The sequence below is a fragment of the Sphingomonas bacterium genome, assembly GCF_903642285.1.
In the GTDB taxonomy this organism is placed as follows: domain Bacteria; phylum Pseudomonadota; class Alphaproteobacteria; order Sphingomonadales; family Sphingomonadaceae; genus Sphingomonas.
In genome coordinates this window covers 109,288-124,632 of the sequence record NZ_CAHJWJ010000007.1, presented here as the reverse complement: position 1 = coordinate 124,632, position 15,345 = coordinate 109,288, and the positions used below count along the sequence as shown (strand labels likewise).

The 15,345-nt window shown below is 64.1% G+C and carries 11 protein-coding genes and 1 pseudogene; 7 read left to right on the top strand and 5 right to left on the bottom strand.

Features of this window, described 5'->3' with window-relative positions; translation table 11 throughout:
- Positions 1–243 (top strand): annotated as a pseudogene (locus HUU99_RS05690) (translational GTPase TypA); the annotation flags it as partial.
- Between the two features lie 341 nt (positions 244–584).
- On the opposite strand, the gene HUU99_RS05685 reads toward HUU99_RS05690, so the two are convergent.
- Complete coding sequence (locus HUU99_RS05685; RefSeq protein WP_174285599.1) at positions 585–2,444, bottom strand: hypothetical protein; 1,860 nt, start codon at positions 2,442–2,444, stop codon at positions 585–587.
- Positions 2,445–2,605: 161 nt separating this feature from the next.
- On the opposite strand from HUU99_RS05685, the gene HUU99_RS05680 reads away from it, so the two are divergent.
- The 5 genes from HUU99_RS05680 to HUU99_RS05660 all read left to right on the top strand — a co-directional run bounded on the left by HUU99_RS05680 (position 2,606) and on the right by HUU99_RS05660 (position 5,312).
- Positions 2,606–2,869: a type II toxin-antitoxin system Phd/YefM family antitoxin gene (locus HUU99_RS05680; protein WP_174285598.1), complete on the top strand. Its 264-nt coding sequence runs from the start codon at positions 2,606–2,608 to the stop codon at positions 2,867–2,869.
- Between the two features lie 10 nt (positions 2,870–2,879).
- Positions 2,880–3,359, top strand: a complete 480-nt coding sequence (locus HUU99_RS05675) for a type II toxin-antitoxin system PemK/MazF family toxin (RefSeq protein WP_217430789.1) — start codon at positions 2,880–2,882, stop codon at positions 3,357–3,359.
- Positions 3,360–3,445: 86 nt separating this feature from the next.
- Positions 3,446–4,450: a hypothetical protein gene (locus HUU99_RS05670; protein ID WP_174285597.1), complete on the top strand. Its 1,005-nt coding sequence runs from the start codon at positions 3,446–3,448 to the stop codon at positions 4,448–4,450.
- Between the two features lie 118 nt (positions 4,451–4,568).
- Positions 4,569–4,934 (top strand): hypothetical protein, encoded by a 366-nt coding sequence (locus HUU99_RS05665; protein ID WP_174285596.1) that lies wholly within the window; start codon positions 4,569–4,571, stop codon positions 4,932–4,934.
- A 93-nt stretch (positions 4,935–5,027) separates the two neighbouring features.
- Positions 5,028–5,312, top strand: coding sequence for a DUF3297 family protein (locus HUU99_RS05660; RefSeq protein WP_174285595.1), 285 nt, complete (start codon positions 5,028–5,030; stop codon positions 5,310–5,312).
- An 84-nt stretch (positions 5,313–5,396) separates the two neighbouring features.
- Here the strand turns inward: HUU99_RS05660 and HUU99_RS05655 are convergent, their stop codons facing one another.
- Positions 5,397–7,268 carry an ABC-F family ATP-binding cassette domain-containing protein gene (locus HUU99_RS05655; protein ID WP_174285616.1) on the bottom strand — a complete coding sequence of 624 codons (1,872 nt, stop codon included), beginning with the start codon at positions 7,266–7,268 and terminating at the stop codon, positions 5,397–5,399.
- Positions 7,269–7,479: 211 nt separating this feature from the next.
- Between HUU99_RS05655 and HUU99_RS05650 the strand changes: the two genes are divergently transcribed.
- Positions 7,480–9,843 (top strand): TonB-dependent receptor, encoded by a 2,364-nt coding sequence (locus HUU99_RS05650; RefSeq protein WP_375380104.1) that lies wholly within the window; start codon positions 7,480–7,482, stop codon positions 9,841–9,843.
- Positions 9,844–9,958: 115 nt separating this feature from the next.
- On the opposite strand, the gene HUU99_RS05645 is transcribed toward HUU99_RS05650, so the two are convergent.
- From HUU99_RS05645 to HUU99_RS05635, 3 genes are all read right to left on the bottom strand, one after another.
- The gene (locus HUU99_RS05645; RefSeq protein WP_174285593.1) at positions 9,959–10,774 is read right to left on the bottom strand and encodes a LytR/AlgR family response regulator transcription factor; all 816 of its coding nucleotides are present in this window, start codon (positions 10,772–10,774) and stop codon (positions 9,959–9,961) included.
- Positions 10,771–11,877: a sensor histidine kinase gene (locus HUU99_RS05640; RefSeq protein WP_174285592.1), complete on the bottom strand. Its 1,107-nt coding sequence runs from the start codon at positions 11,875–11,877 to the stop codon at positions 10,771–10,773. The genes HUU99_RS05645 and HUU99_RS05640 overlap by 4 nt, the downstream gene beginning before the upstream one ends.
- Before the next feature lie 118 nt (positions 11,878–11,995).
- Positions 11,996–15,292 (bottom strand): TonB-dependent receptor, encoded by a 3,297-nt coding sequence (locus HUU99_RS05635; RefSeq protein ID WP_174285591.1) that lies wholly within the window; start codon positions 15,290–15,292, stop codon positions 11,996–11,998.
- Positions 15,293–15,345 lie beyond the last annotated feature (53 nt).

Sequence of the window (15,345 nt, the reverse complement as noted above, 5' to 3'; positions counted from 1 at the left end):
AAGCCCGACGACCTCGAGGTCAACCCGATGAAGACCAAGGCGCTGACCAACTTCCGCGCGTCGGGCGGCAAGGACGACCAGGTCCGCCTGAGCCCGCCCAAGCGCGCGACGCTGGAACAGGCGATCGCCTATATCGACGACGACGAGATGGTCGAGGTGACGCCGAAGTCGATCCGGCTGCGCAAGCGGCATCTGGATGCGAACGAGCGGAAGAAGGCGAGCCGGGCGAAGGTCACGGCCTAGGCTGTGACGCGGCCTAGCCGCGGCTCGCCCGGCCGGCCTCGCTCAAGCGAGGTCCGACGTTCTGTCCTGAGCGCCTGGCTTGCAGGCAATCGAAGAGCGGCTTTGCGGCGGCGGTATGGGCATGAGGACCTGAAGGCCGGGCGGACATGTCCGGCTTCAAGCATCGTGGCATCCCGGTTATCGAACGAGCGTCCTGCAGGAACGACCATTGTTGTGTCGATCATCGTGCTCGGATTGTGCATCGGATTTATGCATCGTGGAAGTACCCCGACTCCCCCGATTTTCCGGATGATGCAAAACCTTTGATTTTTGCATCATAGGCGGATGCTGCAACCTAGCCGTCAACTCCGGAGAGGCGTCCGAGCGATTAACGTTAGGTAAGCCTGCTCGCGCTTATACGGGTCTGTAATGGCATCGGCCACACGCCTGCTGGACGCCAAGTCGCTGAGACCGGTGCAAAGCTGCTGTGAAAGCTTCACCTTATCTTCGTCAGAAAGGTTCGAAAGTTCTTTTAGTGCGGTTTGCGCCAGAACAGACCCGCGATGGCGCCCTTCTGTTTCTGGTCCCGGCTGGCCTTTCTCCCTGGCGACCTCCGCGCTGACAAAAGCGTGGAACGCGGCATCTACGGCAAGTGAGCCACGTTGGGCCGGAAGTGCGGCTGATAGGATCGTGGCAACGATGTCCGGCAGGTCTAGTTGGCTCGCGGCTTCCTGTGCCAACGATGCATAGATGCGACGTGCTTGCAGCACCTCAGCTTTTCCAGCGAAGGCCAGCGCTCGCTCAATGATACGCTGGCGAGCTTTCACCGAAGCACGAAACGCCCCGCCCAACGCGCGCTCGTAGACATAGCCCTGCTCCTCCTTTGAAAGTTGAGCGAGGGCGCGGTCGGCGCTTGCGTCTCGCCCCGCGTTTAATGCTCCCAACGCGATCGCGGAGACCAGCCCAACATAGCTGTCATGATCGGCGCGGCTGGTAGACGCGAGAGACCAAGCCGCGTTGTCATTACCCAACAAGGCAGCCGCTTGGACGGCGGTGGTCTGCGCGGCGCTCCACTCTTCATCGCTCTTCGCCTTTTCCAGCCGATGTAGCGAGTTTGCCAAGGTCGCCCGAGCGTCAGCGGTTTCGCCATGGCTTGCTAGTTGAAGCGCGAGTTCGCTGAACCATGCCGCTGCTCTTGCCGGTTGACTGTCCGACCAACGGTCAAAGGCTGACTGATAAGGTAGCAAGATGACCGGTTGGTCGAACATGATTTCTGTTAGGGCAACGTCAATCAGCACTGGCGCTTTTGCAGGATCTATAGTGTAGATCAGCGCCGCTGCTTCCGTATACTTTCCCTTTTCTAAAAGAACGTCGAACTCGCGCGAAGCAAGTGAATGCTCCGTGTTCGGGTTATCCTCATTCCGGACCGCAGCATCCATCAGCACCGCCGCACGATCGCGGCGGCCAAGCTTTAGGCAGCGGGTCGCGAGGTCATCCAGCGCTCCGGCAGGCACTTTAGAACCTGCGGCAAGAGCTGCTGCTGCGTACCGATCCAGCGCCATCGCATACCGCCCATCGGGCTGCCCGGAGGAGTCATATATAGACAACTCGGTAATGCGCGCGTCCCAGACCCGCTCGTCGGCCAGTGTCCGTCCGGACAGCTTTTCCTGCATTCGCTGTCGAAGTTGTAATCCTTCGATCAGAGCGCGCAGCCGCGGAGGCGCGGTTTCTGGCAGTGGCGGTAACGAGGGAGGGGGTGCAGCCATTGCCACCTCGGCCCGTCGGATCGCTGCCGCGCCCTCACTTCGTCCGGCGACGGTGAGCAGCGCGCCCGCGAGATGGTGGGCCTCCGGCGCAGTGGAAGAAAGAAGTTCGTCAACTGACGGCTCCGTCTTGGCCAGCACGGTCGCAACCGCAATGAGGCACCCTGTGTCACCGTATCGAACAGCCGCGCGGGCAACCTGATCCGCATTTGTCGTGAGCGCATCCGGGTTGGCTTGAAGAAGACCGATTGCTTGGTCGCACCGTTTTTTGCTTAAAAGCGTTACGGCTAAATCGCGTGCAAGCGAGCCGCGCCCATCGCGTACTGCCACCTGCGAAAGGTTAGTGATCGCCACGGCGAGCGTTTGATCGAACGAGATGGTCGGGGCCTCGGCAGATAAGGCGAACCCCAACGTGAGAAATATCGAACTTCGGGTGAATCTTTTCCAGTGCCCGATCAACATTGCTCTTCCCATCTCCCGCTCCCCTTTTCTGGAGCACCGTAGCGCCGTTTTCACCGTTCTCAATTTTCTTCGGCGGCAACGCAAATTAGATTAGCAAGCAGGGATTGCGCAAAACCCGCATTTTACGTAATGTATCGTAGAATGCAAAGGAGCACATGATGACCCAAGTCGCCGCAACCGAGTTCGCCCGCAATTTCGGTCGCTATCGCGAGGAAGCCCAGCGCGAGCCGGTCGCCGTGGTGACGCACAACCGGGTCACCGGCTATTTCGTATCCGCCCGCGACTATGACGAATATCAGCGTCTCAAGGCGACCGTCCCTACCGCCCTGACGGTAGAGGAGCTGGATGGCGCGACGTTGAAGGCGCTGGCGGCATCGCGGATGGATTCTCGCCACGACCATCTCGATGCGCTGATGGATTGAGCCCCAGTGAATGTCGCTTCCTACTCCGGAACCGGGCCTGGTCATCCCCTATGCCTATCTGTGGCGGCACGAACATCGCAAAGGGCAGGAGGAAGGCCGCAAGGTCCGACCCAGCGTCATCGTCCTCGCGGTGCAAAACTCCAAGGGCGGCGCGCCGCGCGTGACGGTCGCACCGATCACACACACCCCGCCAGCGAAGGACGGGGAGGCGATCGAGCTGCCGCCCCGCGTCAAACAGGCGCTCGGCCTCGATGACGATCGCTCCTGGATCGTGCTGGATGAAGTCAACCAGTTCGCTTGGCCCGGCTACGATATTCGGCCAGTGCCCGGCAGCAAGACCGTTTCGCTTACGGCTTCATCCCGCCGAGGCTGTACGACACGATCATCGGTCGGATCCTCGAACTGGCCGCTCTGCGGCGCGTGGTGGAGGTCCGGCGCGACTAATCAATTCGATCGCCGCCCCTCCGGCGATCGTCGCCGCGTGCATTAATCAGAACAAACCAAAAACAAAACCCTGTCCTACACGCGCCGCTTTCGCCACACCCGCCACCGACTCGCGCGAAAGGACCGTTGCCCATGCAGAACCGCACCCCCGTCGCCGCCGACGCGCGACCGGCCGTCCCGGACTTCACCCCGGTCCCCCGCCAATATCGCCACGACGGCTGGACGCCCGAGCGGCAGCGCGCGTTTATCGAAGCGCTCGCGGATACCGGCAGCGTCAGCCGGGCGGCGGCGATGGTCAACATGGCGCAGGCGAATTGCTATACGCTGCGCCGTGCGCCGGGGGCGGAGGAGTTCCGACGCGCCTGGGAGGCGGCACTGGACTTCGGGGTGCAGCGGCTGAAGGACATCGCGTTCGAACGCGCGATCGACGGGCAGCTGGTCCCGGTGTTCGTCGGCGGCAAGCTCATGGGTTTCAACCGCAAGCGCAACGATGCGCTGCTGATGTTCTGCCTGCGCCATTACGGGCAGGACGCGTCTGGCAAGCGTACGACGATCCAGTATTTCAGCAGCCGGGCCGAGGCGAGCGCGTCGGCGGCGGTCGGCGATGGCGCGCCCGTCGGCGCGGGCCAGGCGGGCGGGGCGGTCGCGCAGGCGTCCACGACGACGGTGCGGACCGTCATCACCGGCGATGCGGCGGATCAGGCGGATCCGGCGGATACCATGGCGGCGTTCGCCGGGGTCGCGCTGGACGGCGAGGCGCACGCGGCGATCGCCGACGCGCTGGCGGCGTGTGCGGCGCGCAAGCGTGCGCTGGACGCGGTGATCGCGGAAGGGGGCGATACCGCCGACGCCGCGCTGGCCGATGATCCCGACGAAGACTTTATCCGTGTCGGCCTTCAGGCCCATCCGTATCACGGCACGCTGGAATCGGGCGTGACGATCGAGGAGGACGACCTGTCGCGGCCGTACGAGCCGCACTGGACGCTGACCGGCGCGGACATGCCGGACTTCGTCGCGCGCACGATGCTGGGTGTGGAAGCGGATGGCGGGGTGGGGGCGCTGGCGGCGCCTGCGGTGAACGGGGTTGCGTCGGTCAAGCCGCGGCGGAGCCGGTCCACGCGGGTGCCGCCAGCATAAACCTCATCTTAACGACGCATTCCGGGTCGGTTCAGGCCGACTCGGCTAATCCCTGAAACACGGTCGCACCTCGTGCGTTATATCCGATGCGGACCGGGCGAAATTGAGGAGGCTCGAAATGAACGGATTGTTGAAGAAGGCGGGTCTGGGCATCGCGTTGGCGGCGACCGCCCTGACGGCAGCGGCTCCGGCGGAAGCGCAGCGTTACGGCGGCTATCATGGTGGCTATGGCTATCATGGCCGCGGCGGGATCGGTGCGGGCGGCGCAGCGGTACTCGGCGGGCTTGTCGGGCTGGGCGTCGGTGCGGCGATCGCCAGCAATCATTACGGCTATTACCATGGCGGCTATTATGGCCGCGGCTATTATGGTCCGGGACCCGGCTATTACGCTTATCCGCGCGGCTATTATGCACCGCGTTGCTGGAACCAGTGGCATTGGGACCCGTATTACGGTCAGAACGTGCCGGTCCGCGTCTGCAACTGAGCAGCCGGGATCCAGATCGGAAGGGGCGCGGGAGCATGTCTCCCGCGCCTTTTTTTGTGGCGGCGGCGGGGCGTTTTCTTCTAGGCGGGGCGGATGACCGATACCCCGCCCGCCGATACCCCACCGGATCGCCTGTCGACCAACCCGCGCAGTCCCTATTTCGACGAGGCGCTGCTCGCTCGCGGGATCGGCATCCGTTTCAAGGGTGCCGAACGCCGCGACGTCGAGGAATATTGCCGCTCCGAAAGCTGGATCCGCGTCGCGTTGGGGAAGAAGGTCGATCGCAAGGGCAACCCGCTGACGCTGAGACTGTCGGGCGAGGTGGAGTCCTGGTTCGAACGGGCAGCGGTCGCGGACGAGGGGACGGGCGAAGGCTAACGCGCCTCGTCTTACTGCGGACGCAGGAACCCAGGGTTTACGAACGGTACGCTCGCGCCCTGGGCTCCTGCTTTCGCAGGAGCTTCACGCCCCGGCCCGCTCCAGCGCCTCGCTCGCTTCGAGCCATTTCGCCTCGCTCGCCTCAAGCTTCGCCTGTACTTCGGCGCGGCGCTGGTTCAGTTCGCCCATCGACAGCCGGGCGAAGCGCGGTTCGGCATCTGCGGGCGCGAACATCGCCTTGTCGATCGCGCCGCGCTCGCGCGTGAATTTGGCGGTCTGCTCCTCCAGCTCGCGTACGGTCTTGCGAAGCGCGGCATCCTTCTCGCGCGCTTCGGCGGCAGCCCTCTTGTCCGCCTTGCGCGACTCCTTCGACGCCGCGTCGCCCTTGCCCCCGCCATCGCCCTTCAGGATCAGCGCGATATAATCGTCGAGCGTCCCGTCATATTCGCGCGCGGTGCCGTCGTCGACCAGCACCAGCCGGTCGGCGGTCAGTTCCAGCATGTGGCGGTCGTGGCTGACCAGCACCACCGCGCCGGTATAGGCGTTGAGCGCCTGCACCAGCGCCTCGCGCGCGTCGACGTCGAGATGGTTGGTCGGTTCGTCGAGGATCAGCAGATGCGGCGCGTCGCGGGTGATGAGCGCCAGCGCCAGCCGCGCGCGTTCGCCGCCCGACAGCCGTCCGACCTTGGTCGTCGCCTTGTCGCCCGAAAAGCCGAACCGGCCCAGCTGGCCACGGACGGCGGCGGGCGACGCGCCCTTCATCGCGTGCGCCATATGCTCGACCGGGGTGTCGTCGGTGTCGAGTTCCTCCACCTGATACTGGGTGAAATAGCCGACCTTCATCTTGCCCGATGCCGCCATATCGCCCTCCATCGGCGCGAGCTGCGCGGCGAGGAGGCGGGCGAGCGTGGTCTTGCCGTTGCCGTTGCGCCCCAGCAGCGCGATCCGGTCGTCGGGATCGAGACGCAGGTTCAGCCGCTTCAGGATCGGCACGTCGCTATAGCCGACCGCCGCCATGTCGAGCGTGATGAGCGGCGGGCGAAGCTCGGTCGGGTCGGGAAAGCCGAACGACAAGGTCGGGTCGTTGTAGCTCTCCGCGATCGGCTGCATCTTCGCCAGCATCTTCTGGCGGCTCTGCGCCTGCTTGGCGGTCGAGGCGCGCGCGGAGTTCTTCGCGATATAGGATTGCAGCTTCTCGCGCTGCACCGCCTGGTTGGCGCGCGCCGCCTCGATCTGCGCGAGCCGTTCGGCGCGCTGCCGCTCGAACGCGTCGTATCCGCCCGGGTAGAGCGTGATCTTGCCGCCCTGCAGATGCAGGATATGATCGACGACGTTGTTGAGGAAATCACGTTCGTGGCTCACCACCACGATCGTCGCCTTGTAGCCTTTGAGGAAATCCTCGAGCCACATCACCGCTTCGAGATCGAGATGGTTCGACGGCTCGTCGAGCAGCAGCAGGTCGGGCTGCGAGAACAGCAGCGCGGCGAGCGCGACGCGCATCTTCCATCCGCCCGAAAAACTGTCGAGCGCGCGCGCCTGCATCTCCTCGTCGAAGCCGAGGCCAAGCAGGATCTGCGCCGCGCGGGCGGGCGCGGTATACGCATCGATCGCGATCAGCCGCTCGTACACGTCGCCCAGCCGGTCGGGATCCTCGCTCGTCTCGCTTTCCAGCATCAGCGCGGCGCGTTCGGTATCCGCGGCGAGTACGGTTTCGAAGGGGCTGGCGTCGCCGTGCGGGGCTTCCTGCGCGATATAGCCGATCTTCGCACCGCGCGGCATGTCGGCGGAACCGTCGTCGGGTTCCAGCAGCCCGGCGATCACGCGTACCATCGTCGACTTGCCCGCACCGTTGCGCCCGATCAGCCCGACGCGCGATCCCGGCGGCAGCGCCGCGGTCGCGCCGTCCAGAATGACGCGCCCGCCCAGGCGCACGGTGATGGCGTTCAGATTGAGCATCGCCGCATCCGTTAGCAGATGCAGCATGGTTGGGCGAGGGCGCGCGCGCCTGCTTTGCCGGATCGACTCGGCTTCTGCCGGGCAGAAGCAGCGCGCGACATTGCGGGGGCATTGTCGGGTGTTGCCACAAAGTCGTCACAACACGCGGCCATGGACGTCGTGCCGCGTACGTCCGGATACGCGATGACGCGGCGTGCAACATTGGGGGGTTATGATGAACAGTTCGAAGCTGGCAGCTATGCTGCTTGCAGGCGTCGCTACGCTTGCCGTCACGCCGGTTGCCGCGCGGGCGCAATCCGCCGGTACCACGCTTGCCGCCGATCCGGTCGACGACGGCAACACCATCGTCGTGACCGCGCAGCGCCGAAGCGAGGACAATCTAACGGTGCCGGTCGCGGTATCGGTGATCCGGTCGGAAACGCTCCACGATTACGACGCCGCGGGCGGCGACACGCTGCTGTCGCTGTCGGGCAAGGTGCCGAGCCTGTATGTCGAGACCTCGACCGGCCGCATCTTCCCGCGCTTCTATATTCGCGGGCTCGGCAATATCGATTTCTACCTCGGCGCGTCGCAGCCGGTCGAGATCATCCAGGACGATGTCGTCGAGGAGAATGTCGTGCTGAAGTCGAACCCGGTGTTCGACGTCGCCGATGTCGAAGTGCTGAAGGGTCCGCAAGGGTCGCTGTTCGGCCGCAACACGACCGCGGGCATCGTCAAGTTCGACAGCGCGCAGCCAAGCGAGACCTGGGCGGGACAGGGATCGGTCAGCTATGGCCGCTTCAACAGCGTCAATGCCGATGTCGGCATCGGTGGCCCGCTGACCAGGGACGGCACGATCAGCTTCCGCCTGTCGGGGCTGTACCAGCACCGCGACAACTGGATCAGCAACACCTATATGGGCCCGTCCGACGACGGCACCGTCGGCGGGCACAACAAGCTCGACGGCTTCGACGAGCGCGACGTCCGGCTGCAGGTGCTGGTCAAGCCGAGCGACGCGTTCAGCCTGCGGGTGGCTGGTCATTACCGCGACTATGCCGGCTTCGCCTCGATCTTCTATCGCGGCTCGATCATCCCCGGGACCAACGCGGTCCCTGCGTCGTTCGACCGCTCGGTCGTCGCCTATGACGAGGCGCAGAACAATCCGCAGGCGTACAAGACGCACGGCGTGTCGGTGAAGGCGGCATATGATTTCGGGGGCGTGACGCTGACCTCGATCACCGCCTGGGAACATGCATCGGGTTATAGCCGCGGCGATACCGATGGCGGCGCGGCAGCGAATTTCGGTGGCACCGCCGCCAATTACTGCGCGGTCGGCTGCGGCGAATCGCAGGGCCAGCTGCGCTATCTGGACCAGTGGACGCAGGAGGTCCGCCTGGCGAGCCCCGATACCGGACCGTTCAAATGGCAGCTGGGCGGCATCTATTTCGACCAGCGCGACAATACCGAATTCGACCAGCGCAGCTTCTTCCTGACCAACAACATACTGGGCACCGCGCCCAACCCGAACAATTTCGTGCTGCTGCACGACGTCAACACGTCCTATGCTGGGTTCGCGCAGGCCAGCTACGACCTGACCAGCGCGCTGACGCTGACCGGCGGCGTGCGCGTGACCAATGATACGAAGCGCACCAGCCTGTTGCTGCACCCGAACTTCGTCAATCTGGCGGTGCCGGTCACCGCGCCGGCCTCGTCCTATGCGTGCGGCACCGCAACCTATTGCCGCCTGTCGGACACCAAGCCCAGCTTCGACGCCAGCCTGCTGTACAAGCTGTCGCCCGAGGCCAGCGTCTATGCCCGCGTCGCGCGCGGTTTCCGCGGGCCGACGATCCAGGGCCGCTCGGCGGTGTTCGCGACCGCCTATACCACCGCTAATTCGGAGACCAACACCAGCTACGAAGCCGGCGTGAAGACCGCGTTCTGGGACGGCCGTATCCACTTCAATGCGGCGGGTTTCTATTATGTCGTCGACAATATCCAGCTGAACGGCAACGACGCCAACGGCAACGGCGTGCTGTTCAACGCCAGCAAGGGCAAGGGCTATGGCGCGGAGGCCGAACTGGACGCGCGTCCGATTCCCAATTTCCATATCGGGGTGGGGCTGAGCCTGTTGCATACCGAGATCGACGACAAGGGCGTCTACGCGCAGGTCGGCGCGGCGGGCGGGGTCCCGTCGGAGACGGTGCTCGACCCGACGGTCAGGATCGGCAACAATTATTTCGCGCAGATCAACGGCAACCCGTTCCCGAACGCGCCGGACTACAACGTCAACGTCAACGCCCGGTACGACATCCCGCTGGGCGACGGCAAAAGCCGGGTGTTCGTCTCCACCGACTTCAACCTCCAGGGCAAGACCGACTTCGTCCTGTACCGCGCGGTGGAATATAGCGCGGACGGCAATTACGAACTCGGGGCGAAGGTCGGGTATGCCTTCGGCCGGTACGAAATCGCGGCGTTCGCGCGGAACCTGACCAACACCAAGAACCTGGTCGATGTGATCGACACGTCGAACTACCGGGCGGGGATCTACAACGATCCGCGGGTGTTCGGGGTGATGCTCAGCGGGTCGTTCAAGTAAAGTCAACCCCGTCACCCCGGGCTTGTCCCGGGGTCCAGGGCCGCAAGCATTTCGTCCGTGGCTCTGGATGCCGGGTCAAGCCCGGCAAGACGCAGAGGCGGGCCGCCGTTGATCGTCAGTGGACGAACCGCGCGACCACATCCCGGTAGCTGCGCGACACCTTCACGCTCGCGCCCGAATTCAGCACCAGGAAGCATTCGCCGTTGGTATGCGGCTTCACCTGCTTGACCAGGTCCAGGTTGACGATCGTCGAGCGGTGGATGCGCTGGAACCGGCGGGGATCGAGCCGCTTCTCCAGGTCCTTCATCGTCTCGCGCAGCACCAGCGAATTGTCGCCGGTATTGATGACCATGTAATCGCCCGCCGCCTCGATCAGTTCGATCGTGTCGACATCGACACGGAAGATCTGGCCGCGGTCCTTGATGTTGATGAGCTTCTCGAACCGGTTCGCCTGCACCGCATCGCCGCCAGCCTCGCTCTTCTCCGCCGCGATCTCCGCCGCCGCCTCGGGCGCGACATCGGCCAGCACCTCGCGCAGCTTCTCGACCTCTTCCACGCCGCGCTTCTCGTTCAGTCGCTGGCGGACGCGTTCGACGGTGTCCGCCAGCCGCGATTCATCGACCGGCTTCATGAGATAATCCAGCGCATCCGCCTCGAACGCCTTCAGCGCATGGTCGCCATACGCGGTCACGAACACGAACAGCGGCGGCTCGACCTCCATCAGCCCCTGCACGACCGAGAAGCCGTCGAACCCCGGCATCTGGATATCGAGGAAGACGAGGTCGGGCTTGTGCGTCTTGATGCTGCGGATCGCCTCGCGGCCGTTCTGGCATTTGTCGACGATCTCGACATCGTCGAACGCGGCGAGGCGCAGTTCGAGGCCCTGGATCGCGAGCGGTTCGTCGTCGACGAGGATGGTGCGAATGGTCATGCGGTCTCTCTGTTCACGTCCTCGAGCTGGAACGGGATCTCGATCTCGACCCCGAACCCGCCGGTCGGCATGGCGCGTATTTCGAAACGGTGGTCCGGGCCGTAGGCCTGTACCAGGCGTTCCCTTATATTGGCGATGCCGACGCCGGTTGAAAGGCTCGGCGATTGGCGGACGCCGTTCAAGCCCGGGCCGGTATCGGACACGCCGATCTGCACGCGTTCTCCGCTCAACTGCACCGCGACCCGGATTTCCGCGCCGTCTTCCTGCGGGGTGACGGCGTATTTGATCGCATTCTCGACCAATGGCTGGAGCAGCAGCGACGGCAGGCGGGCACGTTCGGCGCGCGGATCGATATCGAATTTCGGCCGCAGCCGATCCTCGAATCGCATCTTCTCGATCTCCAGATACAGCTTCAGCGTCTCCATCTCCTGCTGGATGGTGACGTGCGCGGTCGGTTCGTTCGCCAGCGTATAGCGAAGGAACGACGCCAGCCGCGACAGCATCGCGTTCGCCCGCTCGGTCTGTTTCAGGAGCACGAGCGTCGAGATGGAATTGAGCGTGTTGAACAGGAAATGCGGGTTCAGCTGATAGCGGAGCATCGCCAGTTGCGCGGAGCTGGCCTGCGTCTCCAGATCCTTCATCTGGTCGATCTGGTCCTCGACGATCAGGTAGAAGTTGATCCCGAAATACAGCGCCGACCACCCCGCCAATACGGTGAACGCGACATAGGCCGCGCCGAGCATGCGCGTGAGCGTGATGCCCGGTTCGGTCGTCCGGATGAACGAGAAGGTGAACGCGTCGAGCGTCGCATAGAGCAAGGTCGCCACCGCGAGCGTCAGGACGGTCGCGAGAATGCCCGACACCCGGTGCAGCCCGCGATAATAGCCGTAGAGCGTGGAAAGCAGCAGCGTGATGCAATAGCCGACGATCGCCTCGATGATGACGGGGATGATCGATTCGAGCGACAGGTTCGATACCGACGACGCGCCGCGCAGCACCAGATACCCGCTCCACCCGACCGCCTGAAGCGTCCAGAAGGCGCGGCTCTTGTCCTCGAAGAAAGGGCGCGCCGTGATCGGCGGCGAGGCGGTCAGCGTGGCCATCGTCGCCGGCGTCCTACACCGGGTGGCGGCGGGGCGCAAAGCGGGGGAAGGGAGGGTAACAAGAAACCCGCCGCTCCTCAGGGAAGCGGCGGGTCGGTTGTCCCGTCCAACGCGCGAATTAGAAGCTCAGACGCGCGCCGACGCGGATCGTGTACAAGGACGGCAGCACGATCAGCTGATCCTGCACCGAACTCGAAGGGTTGAAGCTGGTGTACTTGTATTGGGCGCAGGAGTTGGTCCCTGCTGCCACGCACGACACCTGCGTGACCGTCTTGTAATAGGGGAAGCTGGCCCGTAGCTGCTCACCCCAATTATGGTTGAGAAGGTTCGTGAAGTTCTCGATATCCGCGAACAGCGAAATCTTGGATTTGCCGACAAAGGTCGGGATTTCCTGCTCGACGTGCAGATCGAGGCGCGAGAACCACTTCGAGTTGAACGCATTGCGCGGTGCCACCTGACCACGATATTGGTTCAGCCCCGTCGTGTTGATGAGGTTGTCGATCGCCGTTTGGGTGGCAACGCTGTCATAGATGACCTTGGGATCGTTCGGTCCGGTCGGCACATAGAAGAGATAGTGGCTGTTGCTCCCCACCGTCCCGAACACGTTGCTGCGCGACGAACCGCTGCTGCTGATGTCCTGGAAGGTGTAGCTGTACGGAGCGCCGATTCGGGTCGTGCCGAACAGGTCGATCCGGGTGCGGTTTTCGCCGAAGAACGCGTGGTCGAAGTCGACATTGTATTTGAATGAATAGCGTACTTCATCGTTCGAATGGCCATAGGCACCGCCATTGGCATCGTAATAAGCGCCATTGTTGTAGTTCGACGAGGCGACCGACGAGGTCAGTGCCTGCAGATCCTTGACGTCCTGGTAGGTGAAGCTGCCGCCGATGCTGACGCCCAGGTCCCAACGCTTGTCGAACCGGGCGACCGCGACGAAACTCCGGCCCTTGCTGGTGTTGGTCAGCACATAGTCGCCTGCGTTGTCGTTGCAGACTGTCGATGTGGTGGTGCAGGTGCCCGCCGCGCCGGGGATGGTCGCGACGACGTCGTAATAGCGCTGGCGACCGTCCGGCGTCAGCAAACCGGCGATCGGTCGATCGCGGAAGTCCTGCACCAAGATCGCGTTGCGGGTCTTCGTGTACAAGCCGTCTGCGCCGAAATTCCAGTGATCGCCGAGCGGCCCGAGATTGGTGTCGTGTGACACGGACAGCGTCCCGCGGAAGTAGGACGGGATCTTGAAGTTCGGCGCGATCGCCGAAGCGCTGCCGTTTTGGGTGGCGTTGCCGTTTTGGAGCGCCGCATTACAGGACGCGGGAATGCTGGTCAGGCTAACGGGGTTGACCGCCGCAAGGCATCCGGCCGCCAACTGGGTGACCGATACCGGCTGTGCGCCCGAGGCCGAGAAGGAGTTGCCGACGTACACGTCGGGCGTGCCGCCACCAAAGATGCCGGCACCGCCGCGGATCGAGAGGCGCGGGTCAGCCTTGTAATCGAAGCCGACGCGTGGCTGGAACAAGCCGCGGCCGCTGAGGAACGCGCGGTTCGAGAAGCCCTCGCGCGCGACGTAGTTCGCGTTCGACGGCGGGCGGTCGCTACTGCCATAGAGATCGTAGCGGACGCCGTACGACAGGTGCAGCTTGTCGGTGACCCGCCAGTCGTCCTGCAGGCCGAAGGTATAGGTCTGGTAGCTGAAGATCGCCGACGCATCGGCCGGGTTCAGCGTCGTCGCATTGGAGTAGCTGAAGGTCTGCGCGATGCGCGCGTTGAACGCCGCGATCGTGTCGAAATAATAGCTGCCGTTGGCACCGTTCACGAACAGATCGTAATTACTGCTGTTCTCGTACTCGAAATAGCCGCGGACGACGTGATCGCCTGCGGTGACGCGCACCACTTCCGATGCGCCGAAGGTCTTGACCCGCAACAGATTGGCCTGTGCCGAGGTCTGCGGACCGACCAGTACGGTCGGGACGCCCGACGAACAGCTCGTCGCCGAGCCGGTGGTGATCGCCGCGGCGGTGCCCGGATCGGTGCAGACCGTCGCCAGCGCGGTGTTGGCCAGAAGCGGCGTCTGGCCGCTCTTGTAATCCTTGTACCGCACGCGGGTCTCGGTGGAGAGCATCGACGACCAGTCCGAGTTCAGCTGGACGACGCCCGCGAACACCCGGTTCGGCTTGAGATAGTCGTCCGACGTCGTCGGCAGCGTGTTGGCGTTGGTGCTGCCCAGCGTATTGATCTGGTCCTTGGTATAGATACCGGTGATCGCGAGCCGTTGCGTGTCGGAGATATTGGCGTCGATCTTGCCGACGATGCGGTCGTCGCGGTCGCCGTTGTTGGTCAGGATACCGCCCGCGTTCACGCCGTAGACGTTCTGCGCGATGGTCCCGACGGCGTTGACCGTCGTGTCGCTGAGGTTGGTGAACGGGCTGGTGCCGTTGCTGGTGGCACCCCCGCCATAGGCGAGCGGAAGGCTGGCGCGGACGCGCTCGGCCGAGACCATGAAGAACAGCCTGTCCTTGATGATCGGCCCGGAAAGCGTCGCGCCGAAATCGCGGCTCTGGAAAGGCGGTAGGGTCACGGTGCCGTCGGCATTGGTGCCGCCGTTCAGCGACGAGAACGGCTTGGTCCGGTTCCCGTTCAGCGCGTCGCTGGAATAGGTGTAGAAGCCCGTGCCGTGGAACTCGTTGGTGCCCGACTTCAGGATGGCGTTGACGATGCCGCCCTGGAAGAAACCGTCGCGGATATCATAGGGCGCGACCTTGGTCTCGAACTCGCCGATCGAATCGAGCGGCACCGGGCCACGGCGCGACGGCAGGGCGTCGGGGTTCAGACCGAAGCTGTCCGTCAGCGGCACGCCGTCGACGGTGAAACGGTTGAAGCGCGGATTGACGCCCGCGAAGCTGACCTGGCGGCCGGTCGACTGGCTGGTGTCGAGCGTCGCGAACGGATCGCGCTGCATCAGGTCGCGGATGTCGCGGTTGACCGAGGTGATCTTGCTGATCTGGTTGGCGGTCAGGACGGTTTCAGGGCCTTCGCTGTTCGATCCAGCGCCACGCACTCGGCTCGCCGTTACGACGATATCCGTGGCAGTGTCGGCGATCTCGATCGGCAGGCTGAACGCCTGACCGGCGACGGTATAGACATCGGTGACCGTCTTGCTTCCGGCGGCGCTCGTCACTTCGACCGTGTATGGCCCACCTACCCGGAGACCGGCCGCGGAATAACTTCCATCGGCGGTGCTGGTCGTCTTGGCGACCGTTCCCGAGGGAACGTTGGTGATGACGACGGCCGCGCCGGCGACCGGCGCGCCGCCCGACGTCACCGTGCCGCGAATCGCTGCCGTCGTTTCCTGTGCCGATGCCACGGCCGGTGCCATGAGCGCGACCGCGGCCACGCCCCAGAATAGGTTGTTACGCATGATATTCCCCCGTTGAGCCTTCGCTCGTCGCCGTTGCGGCGGTGTTCGATGAA